The sequence below is a fragment of the Acidihalobacter prosperus genome, from assembly GCF_000754095.2.
Lineage (GTDB): Bacteria > Pseudomonadota > Gammaproteobacteria > DSM-5130 > Acidihalobacteraceae > Acidihalobacter > Acidihalobacter prosperus.
The window spans coordinates 13,479-33,642 of record NZ_JQSG02000002.1 but is presented as its reverse complement, the minus strand read 5'-3'; the positions used below and the strand labels follow the sequence as shown (position 1 = coordinate 33,642).

18 protein-coding genes are annotated in these 20,164 nt (G+C 65.8%); 7 read left to right on the top strand and 11 right to left on the bottom strand.

Annotated elements, in window-relative coordinates:
• Window positions 1-70: 70 nt before the first annotated feature.
• Together THPRO_RS04060 and pssA are read left to right on the top strand one after the other, a co-directional pair.
• Window positions 71-673 (top strand): phosphatidylserine decarboxylase, encoded by a 603-nt coding sequence (locus THPRO_RS04060; RefSeq protein WP_038092193.1) that lies wholly within the window; start codon window positions 71-73, stop codon window positions 671-673.
• Window positions 674-713: 40 nt separating this feature from the next.
• Complete coding sequence (pssA, locus tag THPRO_RS04055) at window positions 714-1,499, top strand: CDP-diacylglycerol--serine O-phosphatidyltransferase (RefSeq protein WP_052064570.1); 786 nt, start codon at window positions 714-716, stop codon at window positions 1,497-1,499.
• Window positions 1,500-1,511: 12 nt separating this feature from the next.
• Here the strand turns inward: pssA and THPRO_RS04050 are convergent, their stop codons facing one another.
• The 4 genes from THPRO_RS04050 to THPRO_RS04035 are packed head-to-tail and all read right to left on the bottom strand — an operon-like array spanning window position 1,512 to window position 6,873.
• Window positions 1,512-3,521, bottom strand: coding sequence for a dipeptide ABC transporter ATP-binding protein (locus tag THPRO_RS04050; protein ID WP_052064569.1), 2,010 nt, complete (start codon window positions 3,519-3,521; stop codon window positions 1,512-1,514).
• The gene (locus THPRO_RS04045; RefSeq protein WP_038092190.1) at window positions 3,518-4,342 is read right to left on the bottom strand and encodes an ABC transporter permease; all 825 of its coding nucleotides are present in this window, start codon (window positions 4,340-4,342) and stop codon (window positions 3,518-3,520) included. The genes THPRO_RS04050 and THPRO_RS04045 overlap by 4 nt, the downstream gene beginning before the upstream one ends.
• The gene (locus tag THPRO_RS04040; protein WP_038092187.1) at window positions 4,320-5,279 is read right to left on the bottom strand and encodes an ABC transporter permease; all 960 of its coding nucleotides are present in this window, start codon (window positions 5,277-5,279) and stop codon (window positions 4,320-4,322) included. Before THPRO_RS04040 ends, THPRO_RS04045 begins: the two co-directional genes overlap by 23 nt.
• Window positions 5,280-5,295: 16 nt before the next feature.
• Complete coding sequence (locus THPRO_RS04035) at window positions 5,296-6,873, bottom strand: ABC transporter substrate-binding protein (protein ID WP_038092183.1); 1,578 nt, start codon at window positions 6,871-6,873, stop codon at window positions 5,296-5,298.
• Between the two features lie 380 nt (window positions 6,874-7,253).
• Here THPRO_RS04035 and THPRO_RS04030 point away from each other — a divergent pair, with 380 nt between their 5' ends.
• The 4 genes from THPRO_RS04030 to THPRO_RS04015 all read left to right on the top strand — a co-directional run bounded on the left by THPRO_RS04030 (window position 7,254) and on the right by THPRO_RS04015 (window position 11,761).
• The gene (locus THPRO_RS04030; protein WP_065089262.1) at window positions 7,254-8,798 is read left to right on the top strand and encodes a 2-isopropylmalate synthase; all 1,545 of its coding nucleotides are present in this window, start codon (window positions 7,254-7,256) and stop codon (window positions 8,796-8,798) included.
• 112 nt (window positions 8,799-8,910) lie between these two features.
• A complete protein-coding gene (locus tag THPRO_RS04025) occupies window positions 8,911-9,630 on the top strand; it encodes a uracil-DNA glycosylase (protein ID WP_052064568.1) in 720 nt (239 codons plus the stop codon).
• A gap of 29 nt (window positions 9,631-9,659) precedes the next feature.
• Complete coding sequence (gene rimI, locus THPRO_RS04020) at window positions 9,660-10,091, top strand: ribosomal protein S18-alanine N-acetyltransferase (RefSeq protein ID WP_052064581.1); 432 nt, start codon at window positions 9,660-9,662, stop codon at window positions 10,089-10,091.
• A 77-nt stretch (window positions 10,092-10,168) separates the two neighbouring features.
• Window positions 10,169-11,761, top strand: coding sequence for a peptide chain release factor 3 (locus THPRO_RS04015; RefSeq protein WP_038092173.1), 1,593 nt, complete (start codon window positions 10,169-10,171; stop codon window positions 11,759-11,761).
• A 37-nt stretch (window positions 11,762-11,798) separates the two neighbouring features.
• On the opposite strand, the gene THPRO_RS04010 is transcribed toward THPRO_RS04015, so the two are convergent.
• The 7 genes from THPRO_RS04010 to THPRO_RS03980 form a co-directional block, all read right to left on the bottom strand.
• Window positions 11,799-11,999 carry a YgaP family membrane protein gene (locus THPRO_RS04010; protein ID WP_038092170.1) on the bottom strand — a complete coding sequence of 67 codons (201 nt, stop codon included), beginning with the start codon at window positions 11,997-11,999 and terminating at the stop codon, window positions 11,799-11,801.
• A gap of 61 nt (window positions 12,000-12,060) precedes the next feature.
• A complete protein-coding gene (locus THPRO_RS04005; protein ID WP_038092167.1) occupies window positions 12,061-13,383 on the bottom strand; it encodes a citrate synthase in 1,323 nt (440 codons plus the stop codon).
• 66 nt (window positions 13,384-13,449) lie between these two features.
• Entirely contained in the window at window positions 13,450-13,893 is a 444-nt protein-coding gene (locus THPRO_RS04000) for a phosphate-starvation-inducible PsiE family protein (RefSeq protein WP_038092165.1), read from the bottom strand.
• Between the two features lie 96 nt (window positions 13,894-13,989).
• Window positions 13,990-15,039: a succinylglutamate desuccinylase/aspartoacylase family protein gene (locus THPRO_RS03995; protein WP_065089261.1), complete on the bottom strand. Its 1,050-nt coding sequence runs from the start codon at window positions 15,037-15,039 to the stop codon at window positions 13,990-13,992.
• Window positions 15,040-15,044: 5 nt separating this feature from the next.
• The gene (gene rimK / locus THPRO_RS03990; protein WP_065089260.1) at window positions 15,045-15,950 is read right to left on the bottom strand and encodes a 30S ribosomal protein S6--L-glutamate ligase; all 906 of its coding nucleotides are present in this window, start codon (window positions 15,948-15,950) and stop codon (window positions 15,045-15,047) included.
• Window positions 15,947-16,420, bottom strand: coding sequence for an ATP-dependent zinc protease family protein (locus tag THPRO_RS03985; RefSeq protein WP_038092163.1), 474 nt, complete (start codon window positions 16,418-16,420; stop codon window positions 15,947-15,949). The genes rimK and THPRO_RS03985 overlap by 4 nt, the downstream gene beginning before the upstream one ends.
• Window positions 16,417-18,828, bottom strand: coding sequence for a mechanosensitive ion channel domain-containing protein (locus THPRO_RS03980; RefSeq protein WP_052064567.1), 2,412 nt, complete (start codon window positions 18,826-18,828; stop codon window positions 16,417-16,419). Before THPRO_RS03980 ends, THPRO_RS03985 begins: the two co-directional genes overlap by 4 nt.
• Before the next feature lie 222 nt (window positions 18,829-19,050).
• On the opposite strand from THPRO_RS03980, the gene pstS reads away from it, so the two are divergent.
• Window positions 19,051-20,112: a phosphate ABC transporter substrate-binding protein PstS gene (gene pstS, locus THPRO_RS03975; protein ID WP_082954425.1), complete on the top strand. Its 1,062-nt coding sequence runs from the start codon at window positions 19,051-19,053 to the stop codon at window positions 20,110-20,112.
• Window positions 20,113-20,164 lie beyond the last annotated feature (52 nt).

The following is a 20,164-nucleotide window of genomic DNA, read 5'->3' as shown; positions in this document are numbered from 1 at the left end:
GCGGGACGGCGTCACAGCCGTCCCGCCGGCTTCCGCGCCGCAACCCCTGCCCAACAGAAGGGATTCGTCGATGATGCCGATCGTGCGTGAGGGACGCGTGCCGGTTTTCGGCCTGTTGGCATTGGCCCTGGCGCTGACGGCGACCGAGAATGTGCTGATCGCGGCACCACTCTGGATCGGCACCTTCGTGCTCGCGTTCGTTTTCCGCGAATTGCCCCGCCGTGCGCCCGCCTCGCCGCTGGCCGTGCTCAGTCCCGTGGACGGGCGCGTACTGTCCGTCGAATCCTGCCGCGACCCCTATCGGGAGCGTTCGTCGCAGTGCGTCCGCGTAGTCCAGGATGCGGCCGGCCCCTACGGGCTGTATGCCCCCATCGAGGGCAAGCTGCTCAAGGTCTGGCATGGTTCGCCAGCGGCGAAAGAGCATCAGGCCGCGCTTTGGGTGCAGACCGACGAACTGGATGATATCGTCGTGGCCGTACACCGTTCTCGCCTGCCGGGTTATCTGCGCTGCCGCGCGCATGCGGGCGAACGGGTCGGCCATGGCAGCCGTTGCGGTTTTGCAGGCTTCGGCAGGATCGTCGAGCTGTACCTGCCAGAGGCCTCGCGCGTCGAAGTCGAAGCCGGCGCACGGCTGCGAGCGGGGCAGGTCATCGGCAAGCTGTTGCGCCCGTGAGCCGCGGAGCGGCCGGGGGCGACAAGTGATGAGGAAACGCATGGGCAATGAGAATCGTGGGCTGGTCGCGGGTGTGAGACATCCACGGGGGGTCTATCTGCTGCCCAACCTGCTGACCACCGGCGCGATGTTCGGCGGTTTCTACGCCATTGTCGCGGCCATGAACGGTCGCTTCACGGCGGCGGCCATCGCGGTATTCATCGCCATGGTGCTCGATGGGCTGGATGGCCGCGTGGCGCGCATGACCAACACGCAGAGCGCCTTCGGCGCGGAATACGACAGCCTTTCCGACATGGTGTCCTTCGGGCTTGCGCCGGCCCTGGTGATGTATCAGTGGGCGCTGGTGCATCTGCACGACCTGGGCTGGTTCTGGGCCAAGGCCGGCTGGCTGGCCGCCTTCATCTATACGGCGTCCGCGGCGCTACGTCTGGCGCGTTTCAACACTCAGGTCGGTACCCAGGACAAACGCTTCTTCCAGGGATTGCCGAGCCCGTCGGCGGCGGCCGTGATGATGGGCACGGTGTGGATGTGGGAGCAGTTTTCGGTCGACGGCCGGACGCTGATGATCCCCGCGCTGGTGATCACGCTCGTCAGCGGCGGCCTGATGGTTTCGGGATTTTCCTATTACAGCTTCAAGGACATCGATCTGCGCAAGCGGGTGCCGTTCGTCAGCGTGATCGCGGTACTCAGCTTGTTCGTGCTGATCGCGCTGTGGCCCTCGATCGTGCTGTATTCGCTGTTCGTGCTGTACACGCTTTCCGGCCCGCTGCATTTCGCCTGGCGCCGCTGGCGCAAGCTGCGGCAGCGGCGCGCGCAGCCCGAATAGGGTACAGGCGGATCAGTCGCCGCCCGGTGCCGATACGCCTTCCCCGGAAAGCCAGCAGCGGATGCGCTGTCCGGCGCGTCCGCCACGCCACGGGGGTGGTTCCGTCCGGCACCGCTGCATGACTTTCGGACACTCATCCGCGTAGATGCAGCCGGCATCTTCCCGCATGTCCTGCGAGGGCGGTGCGGCCGCGTGGTCGCTTGGGCCGGGCTGCGAGGCGCCGTCCGCGCGCATGTCCAGGGTTGGCATGGCTGCCATCAGCGCCTGCGTATAGGGGTGATTGGGGCCTTCGAAAATCACCTCGGTCGGCCCGATCTCGACCAGCGTTCCCCGGTAGAGTACGCCGATCCGGTCGGCGAGATAGCGCACCACGGCCAAGTCGTGCGAGATGAACAGATAGGCCACGGCATGACGTGCCTGCAACTCCACCAGCAGGCGCAGTATCGCGGCTTGCACCGAGACGTCCAGCGCGGAAGTGGGTTCGTCTAAAATCACCAGCCGCGGCTCGCCGGTGAATGCGCGGGCAATGGCCACGCGCTGGCGCTGGCCGCCGGAAAGCTGGCCCGGCAGCGCGCGGGCATGCTCGGTTTCGAGCGCCACTTCGCGCAACAGCCGGGCGAGTCGCTCGCGCAGCGGAGCCTTGATCCGCGAGAGTTTGCGGATGGCGCGACCCAGGGCGTGCCCCACGCGGCGACGAGGATTGAGCGTGGTGTCCGGCGACTGGAAAACCATCTGGATGTCGCGGCGCTGGGCCTGCCGCCGACGGGCAATGCGTGCGGCCAGACGCCTGCCGTCCAGATGAATGCGGCCTCGTGTCGGCGGTGTCAACCCGGCGATCGCGTGCGCCAGCGTGGTCTTGCCGCTACCTGACTCACCGACCAGGCCGAAGGTTTCGCCCGGATCTATGTGCAGATTCAGATCGCGCAGGATAGGCGTGCCGCCGTGGCCGACTTCCAGCCCTTCAATTTCGATCAGCGGCCGTTCCGGCACACGCACCCGCAGGTCGCTCGTTCCCTGCGAGGGCGCGATGATGCCGGTCGCTGGAGGCGGAACATCGTCGGCGAACAGGCAGCGGCTGAGATGTCCGTTGTGCCTGTCGGCAGGCGGCATGGCTTCCGTGCAGGCCGTTTGCGCCCGCCCGCAACGTGGTGCGAACGGGCAGCCGGTTTCCGGCGCGTGGGCATCCGGCACGCTGCCGGGGATCGGTTGCAGGGGGCGCCGGTCGCGACGGCTGTCTCGCGTCGGCAGGCAAGCGACGAGGGCGCCGGTGTAGGGGTGTCGCGGTCGGGTGAAGACCGCTGCGGAGTCGCCTTCCTCGACCAATCGGCCGGCATACATCACGCCGACCCGCTCGCACAGCTGGCGGACCACGCCCAGGTTGTGGCTGATGAACAGCAGGGCGGCGCGGTAGTCGCGGCGCAACTCCTCGAACAGCCGTAGCATCTCCGCCTGTACCGTCGTGTCGAGCGCGGTGGTGGGCTCGTCGAGGATCAGCAATTCCGGATCGGTGGCCAGCGCCATGGCGATCACGATGCGCTGTTGCATACCACCGGACAATTGATAGGGATAGAGATGGGCGACCGTTGCCGGGCGGGCGATCCGTACACTGGCCAGCATGTCGAGCGCGGCGGTGTCGGCCTGGGCATGATCCAGCCCGGCATGCAGCGTGTACAGCTCGGCGATCTGGCGGCCGACCGGCAGCGAGGGATTGAGCGCGCTGCCCGGGTGCTGGTAGACCATGCCGATGCGGCCGCCGCGCAGCCGCCGCAGGCCGCGCTCGTCGAGCTTGCCGAGGTCCTGCCCGGCGAAGACGATCCGCCCGCGTTCCTGGTGTGCGGTGGCGGGCAGGTAGCGCATGACGCTCATGGCCAAGGTGCTCTTGCCGCAGCCGGATTCGCCGACCAGGCCGTAGGCCTCGCCGGGGCGGATGTCGAGGCTCAGCTCGCGGATCGCGCGCAGCCAATGGCCGCCGCGACGGTAACTGATTGCGAGATCCTCGATGTGCAGCAGCGCTTCGCTCATGCGTCGAGCCGGGTCCGCAGGCCGTCGGCGGTCAGGCCGATACCGATCACCACCAGCACGATGGCGAGAACGGGGAACAGCACGGTCCACGGGGCGCTGGTGAGCTGGGTCTGGTTCTGGCTGACCATCAGGCCCCAGTCGGGACTGGGCGGTTGCGCGCCGAGGCCGAGGAAGCCCAGCGTGGCCGAGGTGAACACGGCGTAGCCAAGACGAATCGTACCCTCCACGACGAGCGGCCCGCCGACATTGGGCAGGATTTCCCGTAACAGCTGATAGGCCGTGCCCTCGCCCCGCATGCGTGCGGCGAGGAGGTATTCCCGACGAACCTCGATCATCGCGCGCGCCCTGACCGTGCGTGCCACCAGCGGCGCGAATACCAGTCCGATGACCAGGACGACGTTGAGCTTGGAGGGGCCGAGTAGGGTGAGCGCGAGCATGGCCAGCACGATCAGCGGCAGCGCCATGACGGCATCGAGCATGCGCATGATGGCTTCGTCGATCCAGCGTCCGTAATAGGCCGTGATCAGGCCGATGAGCGTGCCCAGCAGCAGGCCCAGGAGGGTGGCGGCGGGAGCGACCATGAGTACCTGAGCGGCGCCGTAGATCACCCGGCTGAGGATGTCGCGGCCAAAGCGGTCGGTGCCGAACCAATGCTGCCAGGAAGGCGGCTGCGACAGGGCGCCGAAATCCACCGCGGTCGGAGAGTAGGGTGCGATCCAAGGTGCGGCCAGCGCGCAGACGACCCAGAGGGCGATCAGGCTCAGGCCCAGCAGCAGGGTCAGCGGCGGGCGCCTGTGGTCAGACGGGGCGGGCGATGGCATGGCGTGCACGGGGGTCGAGCAGGGCGTGGATCAAATCGGCCAGGAAATTCGACAGGGCGAAGACCAGGGTGATCATCAGGCTGCAGCCGACCAGCAACGGAATGTCCTTGTTGGTGGCGGCGCTGTAGGTGAGGCTGCCGATGCCGGGATAGCGGAACAGGGTTTCGACCACCACCAGGCCGCCGACCATCCAGCCGATCTGCGCGCCGACGACGGTGATCGTCGGCAGCAGGGCGTTGCGCAGCACGTGCCGCCACAGCACCACGCGGCGGGGTAGACCCTTGAGTATCGCGGTTCGTGTGTAATCGGCCGCGAGCGCTTCGATCATGCCGCTGCGTGCCATGCGGAAGACATATGAAAACAGTGTCAGCGCCAGGGCGACCGCCGGCATGATCAGATGGCGCAGCCAGTCGAGCGTGCCGGCACCGGCTGCCGGCATGGCCTGGATCGGCAGCCAGTGCAGGGTGATGCCGAAGACGACGATCAGCACCACGCCGGTGACGAATTCGGGAATCGCACCGAAGGACAGGCTGAGCACGGACACGATGCGGTCGAAGGCGTGCCCTTCGCGCAGGGCGGCATAGACGCCGCTGGCGATGGCGCTCGGCAGCAGCAGGGCCAGGCCTGCCGCGGCGAGCACGAGTGAGTGCTTCAGGCGGTCCAGAACCAGCGGCAGGACGGGGGTGTCGTAAACCAGCGAACGTCCCCAGTCGCCATGCGCCAGGCCGTCCAGCCAGTGCAGGTAACGCTCCCACAAGGGGAGGCTGGCGCCGAGCTGGCGATTGAGTACATCGACCGCGTGCTGGGAGGCGAAGGGGCCGAGCATGATGCGGCCGATGCTGCCGGGCAGCACGCCGGTGAGTGCGAAAATCAGCGCCGAGGCCGCGGCCAGCGTGACGCATAGCAGCAGCAAGCGGCGAACGATGTAGACCGCCATGCGCTTGTCGGGTGTCTCAGGCCAGCCAGGCGCGGGTGAGATCGAGATATTGCGACATATTGGCCTCGACGCCTCTGACATTGCGCCGCATCGGCCGCAGCAGGTCGATGAAGTAGGCGATGGCGGCGGGCACGTCGTCATGCAGCATCGCGGCGGCCCGATTGGCGAGACGGTCGCGTTGCCTTGGATCGACCGTGGCCTCCAGCTCCGCCACCAGCTTGTCGAAACCGGGGTGTTTCCAGTGGGCGGCGTTCCATTCGGAGTGGCCGCCGAAGGCGGCGGACAGTATCTGCGAGGGTGTGGTGCGGCCGGTCCAGTCGGTGAGGCCGAAATCGACCTCGGTCCAGTGGTCGTAATAGGTGTTGAGCGGCTCCACGTGCAGTTTCACGCGAATGCCGGCGGGCGCCAGCATCTGTTGCGCGAGGATGGCGTATTGAGGCAGTTCCAGATAGTCGCCGGTGTAGAGGTCGATGTCGAAACCCGTGGGATGGCCTGCCTGCGCCAGCAGCTGCTTGGCGTGGGCGATATCCCGACGGCGTTGCTTGAGCCGGATGTGATCGCCGAAAATGGGGGCGACGGGATGATCGTTGCCAAGTTCGCCCGCGCCGCCGAGCAGCACCTCGAGCATGGCTTCGCGATTCAGGCACAGTGCCACCGCCTCGCGCACGCGGCGGTCGTCGAAGGGTTTGCGGTCGACGCGCATGGCGAGCAGGCGGGTGGCGGAAGAATGGGCGCGGGCGATACGGATGTCCGGCTTGTCCAGCAGCGGCTTGGCGTCGATCGAGGAAATGCCGAGCATCATGTCGGCGCCGCCGCCCTGCAGCGCGAGAATCATCGGCTGGGGCGAGCCGTACAGGCCAAGGTGCACGGCATCCAGATAGGGTTTGCCGGCATCCCAGTAATCCGGATTGCGTTCGAAGCGCGCATGTTGCTGCGGTTTGTAGTCGACCATGCGGAACGGGCCGGTGCCGACCGGATGCTTGGCGAAATCGCCGGCGTAGTCGTGCGGCAGGATGATCGCGTTATATATCTGGGTGTAATAGGGGAACTCGCCCACTGGCCGATCAAGCGCGAACTTGACCGTATGGCGATCGACCTTCGTGGTGTCGCCGGGCTTGAGGAACGGGATCTGTGCCCGCGCCACCGAGGCCTGCTTGGGGTCGACCAGCCGTTCGAAGGTGGCGACCACGTCGTCGGCCGTCATCTCGCGGCCATCGTGAAACCTGACGCCCCGGCGCAGCTCGAAAATCCAGGTTTTGCCGCCGTCCGGGGTGTGCCATGCGGTGGCGAGCACCGGACGCAGGCTGAGGTCGGGCTCGGCCCAGACGAGATACTCGCCGACCTGCTGTACGATGGCGATGGCGCCGGCGCTGTCGATCTTCAGCGGGTCGATGGACTTGGCGGCCGGGACCGCGACGCGCAGGGTGCCGCCGCGTTTGGGCGGCTCGGCGGCCCGGGCGCTGCCCGGATGCAATGCCAGACCGCTGCTGGCGAGGCCTAGGCCGAGCACGCCGCTGGCGCGCAGAAAGTCGCGGCGCTCGGGCGAGAGCGGCTTGGTCGTCGCGGATTTTCGGTGTCGGGGTGTATCGCTCATGGGTGTTGTTCCTCGGGCTTTCGGCGCCTGCCGTCGGCGCGCGGCCAGGGATGGCCTGTTCGCGCCGTCGGATACGCTCATCCGGTCCGATTGTCATGGGGAGTGAGGTGCAATGTATCGTGTCGCGCCGACGAACGAAACCCCGTGCCGGGGCCCCGCTGCCAGGCTTGGCAGTGCATCGGGGCTTGGCTATCATGGTCCGAACACGCTCGTCACGCGCCGTGGCAGCGCCCTGCGAGAGGGTCGCGCAAGCGGCGGCGCGCCGCATCCGACGAACCGATCGTTCGTCTGATCGCGCCCGTCGGCCGGCGCGAAGCGGTTTTCCGACCCATACTCTAAACGAACATCCGGCCCCGGTCGCCGGGTTAGCGGGAGCAGCCATGTCCAACGATCGTCTGATCATTTTCGATACCACCCTGCGCGACGGCGAGCAGAGTCCGGGCGCATCGATGACGCGCGACGAGAAGGTGCGTATCGCCAAGGTGCTCGAGCGCATGCGGGTCGACGTGATCGAGGCGGGCTTCCCGATCGCCAGTCCCGACGATTTCGAGGGCGTGAGCGCGGTGGCACGCGCCGTCACCGACAGCGTGGTCTGCGGGCTGGCCCGGGCGCTGGAGCGCGACATCGACCGCGCCGGCGAGGCGATCAAACCGGCCAAGGCGGGCCGCATCCATACCTTCATCGCGACCTCGCCCATCCACATGGCGCACAAGTTGCGCATGGAGCCCGACCAGGTCGTCGAGCAGGCCGTCAAGGCGGTGCACCACGCGCGTCGCTACACCGACGATGTCGAATTTTCCGCCGAGGATGCCGGCCGTTCCGAGGTCGATTTTCTCTGTCGGATCATCGAGGCGGCGATCGAGGCGGGTGCGCGCACGATCAACATCCCGGATACGGTCGGCTACAACCTGCCGGGACAGTTCGGCACGTTGATCGAAGCCCTGCTGAACCGGATTCCGAATGCCGACAAGGCCGTGTTTTCGGTGCATTGCCACAACGATCTGGGTCTTGCCGTGGCCAACTCGCTGTCGGCGGTGCAGGCCGGCGCGCGTCAGGTGGAGTGCACCATCAACGGGCTCGGCGAGCGTGCCGGCAACGCCGCGTTGGAAGAGATCGTGATGACGGTGCGCACGCGACGCGACATGTTCGCCTGCGATACCGGCATCGACACCACCCAGATCGTGCCGGCCTCGCGACTGGTGTCGACCATCACCGGCTTCCCGGTGCAGCCGAACAAGGCCATCGTCGGCGCCAACGCCTTCGCGCACGAATCCGGCATCCACCAGGACGGCGTGCTCAAGTCGCGCGAGACCTACGAGATCATGCGCGCCGAGGATGTGGGCTGGAGCGCCAACCGCATCGTGCTCGGCAAGCATTCCGGACGCAACGCGCTGCGTACCCGGCTCAAGGAACTGGGCATCGAGTTCGCCTCCGAGGAGGAACTCAACGACGCCTTCACCCGCTTCAAGGTGCTGGCGGACAAGAAGCACGAGATCTTCGACGAGGACCTGCAGGCGCTGGTGTCCGAGACGGTGGCCTCCGAAACCGGGCAGCATGTGCTGGTGTCGATGCGCGTCTGTTCCGAGACCGGCGAGGTGCCGCTCGCCAAGGTCACCCTGAGCGTATACGGCGAGGAACGCTCGGCCGAGGCTGCGGGCAGTGGCCCGGTGGACGCCACCTTCCGCGCCATCGAATCGATCGTCGACAGCAAGGCGCAGCTGCAGCTCTATTCGGTGAACAACATCACCAGCGGTACCGATGCGCAAGGCGAGGTGACGGTACGCATGGAGCGCAGCGGACGCATCGTCAACGGCCAGGGCGCGGATACCGATATCGTGATCGCCTCGGCCAAAGCCTATCTGAACGCCCTGGACAAGCTGGCCTCGGTGGTGCAGCGCGCGCACCCTCAGCTCGGCGACGTCTAGCCGGCCGCGCGTTCGCCGTGCGGCGCTACAATTCGATGTGGACGCTAGCATTCCGCCAAACAAGCAACGGGAAGCCGGAGTGAGCACGAGAAACGCGCATTATCTTTCGGCGATGGGCATACAGCCTTGGGCACTGCGCGCCGCGCCGCGAGTGTCGGGTCAGTGCTCGCCCGTGGCTGCGGATGCCGCGGCCGAGGAGATCGCGTTGGCGAATATGGCGCCGGCGCCCGTGGCGGCAGGCCATGTCACGGCAGGCGCGAGGGCGGACGTGGCGGAGATGGATTGGCCGCGGCTGGAGGCCGCGGTGGCGGCCTGCCGCCGCTGTGCGTTGGCCGAAGGGCGGACGCAAACGGTTTTCGGCGTCGGCGAGCGAACGGCGGACTGGATGGTCGTCGGCGAGGGGCCGGGGGCCGAGGAAGACCGCCGCGGCGAACCCTTCGTCGGTCGTGCCGGACGATTGCTGGACAACATGTTCGTCGCCATCGGCCTGCGCCGCGAGGCCGTGTATATCGCCAATGTGGTCAAGTGCCGTCCGCCCGGCAACCGGGATCCGCAACCCGAGGAGGTGAGTGCCTGCGGGGCCTATCTCGACCGCCAGATCGCCCTGGTGCAGCCGCGGCTGATACTGGCGCTGGGACGCTTCGCGGCGCAAAGCCTGCTGCAAACCGATACACCGGTCGGGCAACTGCGCGGGCGTGTCCACCGCTATGCCGGTACGATCCCGCTGATCGTGACCTATCATCCGGCCTATCTGCTGCGCAGTCCCGAGCAGAAGGCGCGTGCCTGGGACGATTTGCGCCTCGCGCGCGCGCAGATAGCGGGTGACGGGTGAGCAGCCGGCCTCGCGAGGCGGTCCCGCGGATGCGCCCGCTGGAGGTGCTGGATCTGGATGCGCTGATGGGCATCGAGCGGAGGGCCTATTCGCACCCCTGGACCGAGGCCATTTTCCGCGACTGCCTGCGGGCGGGCTATACCTGCTGGGCGATGGATCAGCAAGGCGAATTGACCGGTTACGCCATCACCTCGCTCGCGGTGGGCGAATACCATATTCTCAATCTCACGGTGCGTCCTGAGTCTCAGGGGCGCGGTTACGGGCGCTTCTTGCTGCGTGCGCTGGTGAACTGGGCAAAGGGGCAGGGCGCCGAAACGGCCTTTCTTGAGGTGCGCCCTTCCAACCGTACCGCGTTGAATCTGTACTTGTCCGAAGGTTTCAACGAGGTCGGTTTGCGCAAGGGCTATTATCCTGCGGCACGCGGGCGAGAGGATGCGCTGGTGATGGCCCGGAATCTTTAGATCGCGCGGCAGCCGCGACGCGGCCGCCGCGCGGCGTTATAATCGCCCGCTTTTCGCAGGTTTAGCGGTAGACACCCATGTCCGATTTCAGCCGGGAGGTGGCGCGGCGGCGCACCTTCGCCATCATTTCGCATCCCGATGCGGGCAAGACCACCATCACCGAGAAGCTGCTGTTGTTCGGTGGCGCGATTCAGCTCGCCGGTACGGTCAAGGGCCGCAAGGCCGCGCGCCACGCCACCTCAGACTGGATGGAGCTGGAGAAGCAACGCGGCATTTCGGTGACCTCGTCGGTGATGCAGTTCCCGTACAAGGGACAGATCATCAATCTGTTGGACACGCCCGGTCACGAGGATTTCTCCGAGGATACCTACCGCACCCTCACGGCCGTCGACTCGGCGCTGATGGTAATCGATGCCGCCAAGGGCGTAGAGGAGCGCACCATCAAGCTGATGGAGGTCTGCCGGCTGCGCGACACGCCGATCATTACCTTCATCAACAAGCTCGACCGCGAGGGTCGCGAGCCGATCGAGTTGCTCGATGAGGTCGAGGACGTGCTCAAGATCGAGTGCGCGCCAGTGACCTGGCCGATCGGCATGGGCAAACGCTTCAAGGGCGTCTACCACCTGCTCAAGGATCGCATCCATCTCTATGCGGCCGGCCAGGGCAGCCGAACGCAGGTCGGCGAGTCGATCGACGGACTGGATAACCCGGATCTGGACCGCGTGCTCGGCGATCAGGCAGCCGAACTGCGCGAGGAGATCGAACTGGTCAAGGGGGCGAGCCATGCCTTCGACGAGGAGGCCTACCGGCGCGGCCGGCAGACGCCAGTGTTTTTCGGTTCCGCGATCAACAATTTCGGCGTGGCCTCGCTGCTGGACGCCTTCGCCGAGTTCGCGCCCCCGCCGCAGCCGCGCCCGACCGCGAACCGCGACGTGGATCCGTTGGAGCCCGCGCTGACCGGGTTCGTGTTCAAGATCCAGGCGAACATGGATCCCCAGCACCGTGATCGCATCGCCTTCATGCGCGTGTGCTCCGGGCAGTTCGAGAAAGGCATGAAACTACGTCACGTGCGCCTCGGCAAGGACGTCAAGATCAGCGATGCGCTGACCTTCATGGCTTCCGACCGCGAGCATGTCGAACATGCCTATGCCGGCGACATCATCGGCATCCACAACCATGGCACCATCCGCATCGGCGACACCTTCACCCAGGGCGAGTCGCTGCAGTTCACCGGGATTCCCAACTTCGCGCCGGAGCTGTTCCGCCGCGCGCAGCTGCGCGATCCCATGCGCATGAAGGCGCTGCAGAAAGGTTTGACCCAGCTCTGCGAGGAGGGGGCGACGCAGCTCTATCATCCGCTGCGCAACAACGACCTGATCCTGGGCGCGGTCGGCGTGCTCCAGTTCGACGTGGTGGCGCACCGTCTGCGCGACGAGTACGGGGTGGACTGCCTGTTCGAGCCGGTGAACGTGACCACGGCGCGCTGGGTCAGCGCCGACGAGCGCGTGATGCGGGAATTCCGCGAGAAGGCGGAAGCCAATCTGGCGCTGGATCACGCCGGCGATCTGGTCTATATCGCGCCGACGCGGGTGAATCTGCAGATGGCGCAGGAACGCTGGCCCGAGGTGAGCTTCCACGAAACCCGTGAGCACGGCACGGCGCTCGTCTGAACGCCGTGCCGCCCGTGGGGCTGAGTCGCGTTTTCGCTCAGAAGGCGTCTGCGGGCCGTACGCCGAGCTTCTTGAGGATGGTTACCAGCGGGCAGAAGCCGGTGAATGCGGACTGCAGCAGGTTGGCGCCGACGAAGGCGGTGAACCACAGCCAGTTGGGATTGACGAAATGCGCCAGCAGCAGGCTGACCAGGATGAAGGTGCCGGCGGTGGCCATGACGATACGCGTGATGGACATGATCGAGTGCTCCTGAACGGTTAGTAATATTAGTAAAATCTAATGTTTGTGGTCTTGCGGGTCAAGCCGGTCGTTCCCGGCGTGCCTTCAGGGGGACGTAGTCGCGGGCGCCGTAGCCGACATAGAGTTGCCGGGGGCGGCCGATCCGGGCCTTGGGGTCGGACATCATTTCCATCCAGTGCGCGACCCAGCCGACGGTCCTGGCCATGGCGAAAATGACCGTGAACATGTTGAGCGGAATGCCCATGGCGCTGAGGATGATGCCCGAATAGAAATCGACGTTCGGGTAGAGATTGCGTTCCTGGAAGTATTCGTCCTGCAGGGCGATGCGTTCGAGCTCCATGGCCACGTCGAACAGCGCCTGGTTGGGGTTGCCGGGTTCCAGGCTGATCAGCAGCTCGTGGCAGACCTTGCGGATGATGCGCGCGCGCGGGTCGTAATTCTTGTAGACGCGGTGTCCGAAGCCCATGAGTCGGAAGCGGTCGTTCTTGTCCTTGGCGCGATCGACGTAGTGCTGAACGGGCCTGCCTTCGGCGACGATCTCGTCGAGCATGCGGATGACCGCCTCGTTGGCGCCGCCGTGCGCCGGTCCCCACAGCGAGGCGATGCCCGCCGAGATGGCCGCGAAGGGGTTGGCTTCCGAGCTGCCGGTCAGGCGCACGGTCGAGGTCGAGGCGTTCTGCTCGTGATCGGCGTGCAGGATGAGGATCAGGTCGAGCGCGCGTACGAAGCGCGGATCGGGTTCGAAGGCTTCCGTGGGCACCGCAAACATCATGCGTAGGAAATTTTCGGTGAAACCCAGTTCGTTGTCGGGGTAGACGAAGGGTTCGCCGATGGAGTGCTTGTAACTCCAGGCGGCGATGGTCGGCATCTTGGCGATCAGCCTGTGCGCGGAGATTTCGCGCTGGCGGGCATTGTGCACGTCCGTGGAATCGCTGTAGAAGGCCGACAGCGCGCCGACCACGCCGACCATGGTGGCCATCGGGTGGGCGTCGTGGCGGAAGGCGCTCATGAAACGGCGCATCGCCTCGTGCAGCATGGTGTGGCGGGTGATGTGGCGGGTAAAGGTCTCCAGCTCCGCAGACACCGGGAGTTCGCCGTAGAGCAGCAGATAGCAGACCTCGATATAGCTGCTGTGCTGCGCCAGTTGTTCGATCGGGTAGCCGCGATAGCGCAGGATGCCTTCGTTGCCGTCGATATAGGTCAGCGCGCTCTGGCAGCTGGCCGTGGCCAGGAAGCCTGGGTCGTAGGTGAAATAGCCCAGCTCCCGGTAGAGGTCGCGCACGTCGATCGCGGCCGGGCCGTCTTCACCCCGCAGAACCGGCAGCTCGATCTGCTTGCCGGTGGCGTTGTCGGTGAGTGTGACGGTGTCCTTGGTGGTCATGGGCGGTCTCCTGGGGCGGGTTGAGCGCAGCGACGGCAGACTATCCTAGCAGAAGCGGTACGCGCCTCAGGCGCCGTCCGCATCGCGGTTGCCGATCGACAGGCCGCGCTGGTACACCAGCACCGAGCCGATGCGTAGCGCGCCGAGCACGAACAGCAGCGTGCTCAGGGCATAGGTGCGGTCAACGACGAGCTTGTGCTCGAACAGCTCGATCATGATTTCGCGCAGCACGAAGACGATCGCGGCGTCGACGATGAAGGTCAGGCGCAGGCGGTTGACGCGGAAGTATTCGGCCAGCGAGCGCGACAATTCGATCAGTACGAACAGCGACAGTACTTCCGAGATGATGTCGAGGTAGCCGCGCGCGATTTCACCGCTTCTGGCCATCTCGAACAGTAGGGTGAAGAGGTGTCCCGTACCCATGATGATGCCGATGGTCAGAAACAGCAGCATGACCGCGAAGACGAGGCCGGTCACCCGGTCGAAAAGGCGTTTGGCGCTGAATTGCATCAGAATTCCTTGTCGTTGGCATGCGATGTCGGTGGGCTTGCGACGGGAGCATCTTCGCCGTCCGCGCCCGTTCTGTCCAGAAGCCGCGGCTACGATTCAGACGTCGGGCTCGGCCCCGGGCGGCTGAAAGTCCGCACCCAGCGACGGCTCGCCCTGGAATATTTCCAGGCTGCTGGCGACCGCCTCCGGGGCCTTGAAGCGCGCGAGATGATAGAGCGCCTCGCCCTCGTGGATCAGCGGTATCTGCGTACGTCCTATGACCACGCCGGCCGCCGGTGCACGCACCTCGCTCTCGTTGTCGCCGAAGGGGTCGGCCACGATGCCGAGCAAAGCATCGCGATCGACGTAGGCGCCGAGGGCGGCGTAGCTGCGCAGAATGCCGCTGGCGGGCGCCCGGACCCAGCTCGAGCCATGCGCCACGAAGGGCCGTGCGTCGCCGCGCCGGGGTTTGCGTGTGGGCGGCAGCATGTCGAGCGCGCGCATGACGTTGAGGATGCCGGAGACGCCGAGGCGCACGCTTAGGTCGTCGAAGCGCAGGGCCTCGCCGGCCTCGTAGAGCAGAATGGGCACGCCGACCGCATCCGCCGCCTGGCGCAACGAGCCTTCCGGCAGTTCGCCGTTGAGCAGCACGCTGACGCCGAAGGCGCGTGCCAGGCGGTTGATTTCGGTATCGTCGAGGTTGGCGCGGATCTGCGGCAGGTTGGTGCGATGGACCGCACCGGTGTGCAGGTCGATGCCGTGGCTGCATCGTGCCACGACCTCGTTCAGGAAGGCGTTGGCGATGCGCGCCGCCAGGCTGCCATGGTCGGAGCCGGGAAAACTGCGGTTGAGGTCGCGGCGGTCCGGCAGATAGCGCGACTGGGCGACCAGCCCGTAGACATTGACTACCGGAACGGCGATCAGCGTGCCGCGCAGGCGGTCGAGCTGCCGGTGCGCGAGCAGACGACGGATGATCTCGACGCCGTTGATCTCGTCGCCGTGCACCGCCGCGCAGACCAGCAGGCGCGGTCCCGGCCGGCGTCCATGCACGACGTGCAGACGCATGGTCAGCGGGGTATGGGTGTAGAGCGGCGGCAACGGCAGCTCGATCGCGCAACGCGTGCCGGGGGCGATATGGCGGCCCAGTATCTCGAAGCCTTCTCGCATGCCGCCTAGCCCTTGCCGCGGGTACGCGTCCGATTGGGCCGGGCGTTCTGTTCGATGAAGCGGACGATGTCGCCGGCGATGTCCTTGCCGGTGGTGTTCTCGATGCCTTCGAGTCCGGGCGAGGAATTCACCTCCATCACCACCGGGCCATGGTTCGAACGCAGAATGTCGACCCCGCAGACGTTGAGGCCCATGATCTTGGCGGCGCTGACCGCCGTGGCGCGTTCCTGCGGTGTCAGGCGAATGGGCAGACCCTTGCCGCCGCGATGCAGATTGGAGCGGAACTCGCCTTCCTTGGCCTGCCGTTTCATCGCCGCGATGACCTTGCCGCCGATCACGAAGCAGCGGATGTCGGCACCGCCGGCCTCCTTGATGAATTCCTGTGCCAGGATGTTGGTCTTGAGTCCCATGAAAGCCTGGATGACGCTGGCGGCGGCCTGCCGGGTTTCGGCCAGCACCACGCCGACGCCCTGGGTGCCCTCGATCAGCTTGAGCACCATCGGCGTGCCTCCGACCAGGTCGAGCAGGTCGTCGATGTCGTCCGGCGAATGGGCGAAACCGGTCACCGGCAGACCGATACCCTTGCGCGAAAGCAGCTGCAGTGAACGCAGCTTGTCGCGCGCGCGGCTGATGGCCACGGATTCGTTGACCGGGAACACGCCCATCATCTCGAACTGGCGCAGCACGGCGGTGCCGTAGAAGGTGATCGAGGCGCCGATGCGCGGGATCACCGCGTCCACATCCTCGATCGGCTCGCCCTTGTAATGGATCGAGGGCTTGAGCGAAGTGATGTTCATATAGCAGCGCAGGGGATCGAGGACGATGACTTCGTGCTCGCGCGCCTCCGCCGCTTCGATCAGGCGGCGCGTGGAGTAGAGCCTGCGGTTGCGCGATAGGATCGCGATCCTCATGGGAGTGATTCCGGGGTGATGGACGGATTGGCCGCCAGGAAGGAGCGCGTCGGGTCGACCAGGAAGCGGTGATGCATCGCCGTGCGTCCGAGCAGCATGCGAAAGCGCATGGTATCGCGATTGGTCAGGGTCAGTTCAATAGGCATGACCCAGGCGCCGATCACCACCGGAGTCTGGATGACCAGGCGTCGCTCGCGATGGCCGCCCGAATCGCTGACCACGCGCGCGTCGATGACGGGGGCATCGCACTCAACCACGCGCGCGGTGTCGTCCTGGTCTGGGTGCAGGCGGAAACGGACGCGCGGGCGCCCGTCGGCGTCATGATAAGGCTCGCTGTAAAAGGCATGCAGGGCCGAGGTGCGCGCGCCGGTGTCGACCTTGCATTTGATGCGGTCGATGCCCAGCTGGGGCAGGGCAACCCATTCGCGCCAGCCCAGGCAGCGCGGCGATGACGAGGTCGCGGTAGTCATCCCGGCGGCGTCTGCCCGGACGGCGTGGGCGGCGCTGGAGGTTCAGCTGCGGGCGACTGCGGCATCGGGCGGACGTTGTCGTCCGCATCGACAACCGCGGTGTCCTGCGGGGTGCGGATGATATGGATATCGCGCTGCGGGAAGGGAATCGCGATCCCGGCCTTGCGGAAGGCTGCGTCGATGGCGAAATTGAGGTCGCTCAGCACGGACAGGCGGTTGCTCACGTCGCGAATGTAGACGCGCAGCTCGAAATTGAGCGAGCTGTCGCCGAAGGACATGAACAGTACATAGGGGTTGGGGATGGCACTGTCGTCGAAGATGACCTGCGGGTGCTCGTGGGCAAGCGCAAGCAGCGTTTCCTTGACCAGTTGGGTGTCGGTGCCGTAGGCCACGCCGACGGGTACGCGCACGCGGCCGAAGGTGTCGCGCAGCATCCAGTTGGTGACCGGGCCGGAAATCAGGTCGGAATTGGGCACCACCACGTCGGCGCGGTCGAAGGTCTGTATCTGCGTCGAGCGGATGCTGATGCGCCGCACGTGGCCCTCGATCTGACCCACGGTGATCCAGTCGCCGGTGCGGATGGGGCGTTCGAACAGCAGGATCAGGCCGGAGACGAAATTGTTGACGATGTTCTGAAGGCCGAAGCCGATGCCCACCGACAGCGCGCCGGCGATCAGTGCCAGATTCTGGAAATTGAAGCCGGCGACCGATAGGGCAATGAGACCTGCGGCGATGGCGGCGAGATAGCCCGTGATGGCAACCGCCGCTTCGCGTGCGCCGCGCTCCATGCGCGCATGGCTGAGCCGCTGGTCGAGCGCGGAGCGGGCCCAGGAGCCGAGCGAGAGCAACAGGGCGAGTACCAGCAGCGCGACGGCGATGCGCGAGGGCACGATGCTGATCTTGCCGAGCGTGAAGCCGTGCGTCAGATAATGGAGAAGCAACGTCTGGCCGGCGACGGACAGGCCCCAGATGCGCAACAGGGCGAAGGCGGCAATGCCCCAGACCGCGGTGTTCAGCAGCATGCGTAGCCAGAAAAGGCCGGGAATGAAACCATCCTCGCGCAAGGCCAGCCGGCTGCGCAGGCGTTGTTCCCAGGGATGCCGACCTTCTTCCAGGCTGTTGAACAGGTCGTTGACCAGCGTGACCAGCAGCCAGGTCAACAATAGAACGATGAGGGTGTAGACGACGCCGCCGACGATGAACTGGCTGAGATTGCGGTAGCCGGCCCACTCGGCCACGAGGCCGGCGACCAGTGCCAGCGCAAAGGCAAGACGGATGGGGCCGATGCCCGACTTGTCGCGCAATCTTCGAATCAGCCAGATGGTCGCGATCAGATTGGCGACGAACAGCGTGCCCCATAGCGAACGGGCGAGCAGTATGACCGATTCATTCATCGCTCCGGTCAACGGCGTGGCGAACAGGATCAGGCCGATCAGCGCATTGAACGTCAACCAGCGCAGGATGCGCGCGAAGTGATGACTCAGTTCGGGCGCAAAGTGCAGATGGTGGGTGGCCGGTGGCGGCGGATCGAGCATGCCGCGTATCAGCACCAGCGCCAGGTGATAGACGAACAGCACGTAGCTCAGGGCCGCCAGCAGAGGCCACTGATCGTCCTGCTGCCCGGCGATGAGCCAGAACAGCGACCACATGCCGGTGATCGCAAGGCCGGGGCGGTAGCGATTCAGGCTGACGACCAGAGCCAGCGCGATCGCGCGCCCGCGATCGCGCGCAGCGTCGACCGGACGCAGGCGCGATTGCAGCCGACGCCGCCCCAGCAGGCCGGCGATCAGGCCGAACGCACTCATCAACGCGAGCAATCCGCTGTCGAGCGGGCTGAGCTGGCCGAGATGATCGCGCAGATCGGGCCAGTGCACCCAGTCCGCGTAAGGCGGCGGCGAGGCGGCGAATGCGGCCATCAGGGACAAGGTGCCGCGTCCGCGAATCATCAGCTGGCTGGCGAGCTGTTCGCTGCGTCGCGTTTGCAGTGTCTTGTATAGCGCGTTGCTGTTGACCAGCAACAGGCGGCAGTTGGCGAGGTTCTGGGCGGTCTGGGCCTGTTCGCGCTCGAGGGCGTAGCGCTTGGAGGTGATTTGCCAGGACTCGCCCTTGATCAGGGGGCCGAGTGCATCGACTTCCGATTTGAGCGCCTTGGCCTTGGTCTCCTGCGACTGGACGCAGCTTTGCGCCAGTTGACGGTCACCGTCGACCTCGGCCAGCCATTGTTGCAGTTGTGTGACATCGGCGATGTCCTGCTTGAGTGCCTTTTCGATGTCGGAAATCGACTGCTGAGCCTGGCGCAGCCCGCCGGCATCGAAATTTTCCGGTTTGGCGCCGGCGGTGCCCGAGGCCAGCATTAGGCTGGCGCAGGCGAGGATGGCGGCTCTTTTGATCAATTTGATCAATGACATGGGTGTTGTCGAATCACCGTGTGGAAGTCGCGCCAGGCCAGCCGGCGCGGTAGTGGACGAGGCGGCGTGATCCTAGCATGGCGGTCCGCCTCAGGCTGCGTTTCGCATCAAGCCGCGTGTCACGATGCTGTCATAGAGGCTCCCTAGACTGCGCGTAGCCAGTTAGCGAGGGGGGGGACCCCGATTCTGGCTTCATTCGCAACCAAAATCGAGGTAATAGACATGCTCAAGTCTTTCAGCAAGGGCCTGGTCGTCGGCGTCGCCCTAATGGGTGCCGGCCTTGCCCAGGCCGAAGTCAAGCAGATCAATGGCGCCGGCGCGACCTTCCCTTATCCGGTGTACTCCCAGTGGGCGGATGCCTATCACAAGGCCACGGGCGTTGAGTTCAACTATCAGGCCATCGGTTCCGGCGGCGGCATCAAGCAGATCAAGGCCAAGACGGTCGATTTCGGCGCCTCCGACGCGCCCCTGAAGGCCGAAGAGCTGGAAAAGCACGGTCTGATGCAGTTCCCGATGATCATGGGCGGCGTGGTGCCGGTGGTCAATATCAAGGGTCTGCACGTGGGCCACCTGCGCCTCGATGGCGAACTGCTCGCCGATATCTTCATGGGCAAGATCAAGCACTGGGACGACGCCCGCATCAAGGCCATGAATCCGGGTCTCGAATTGCCGCACCGTGCGATCACCGTGGTGCATCGTTCCGACGGTTCCGGCACGACCTTCATCTTCACCAACTACCTGACCAAGGTCAGCAAGTCCTGGGCCGACAAGGTCGGCAACAACAAGTCCGTGGACTGGCCGGCCGGCGTGGGCGGCAAGGGCAATCAGGGCGTGGCCAACTACGTCAATCGCATCAATGGTTCGATCGGTTACGTCGAGTACGCCTACGCGCTGCAGAACAAGATGAACTACGTGCGCCTGAAGAATCGCGACGGCGAATACGTTTCTCCGACGGCCGAGAACTTCCAGGCCGCCGCCGCCGGTGCCGACTGGCGGCATGCGCCTGGTTACTACATGGTGCTGACCGACCAGCCCGGCGCCAAGAGCTGGCCGATCACCGGCGCCAGCTTCATCCTGGTCTACAAGCAGGCCGAGAAGCCGGCGGTGACCAAGGCGGTGCTCAAGTTCTTCGACTGGTCCTACCACCATGGCCAGGCGATGGCGGAGAAGCTGGATTACGTGCCGATGCCCGAGAAGGTCGTGAAGATGGTCGAGGCGACCTGGGCGGCGGACATCAAGGGTAGCGATGGTGCCGCGGTCTGGACGTCCAGCGACGCCGAGTAACGCGAGACCGATGCGACCGCGCCGGGCTTGCCCGGCGCGGTCGGGGGCAGGG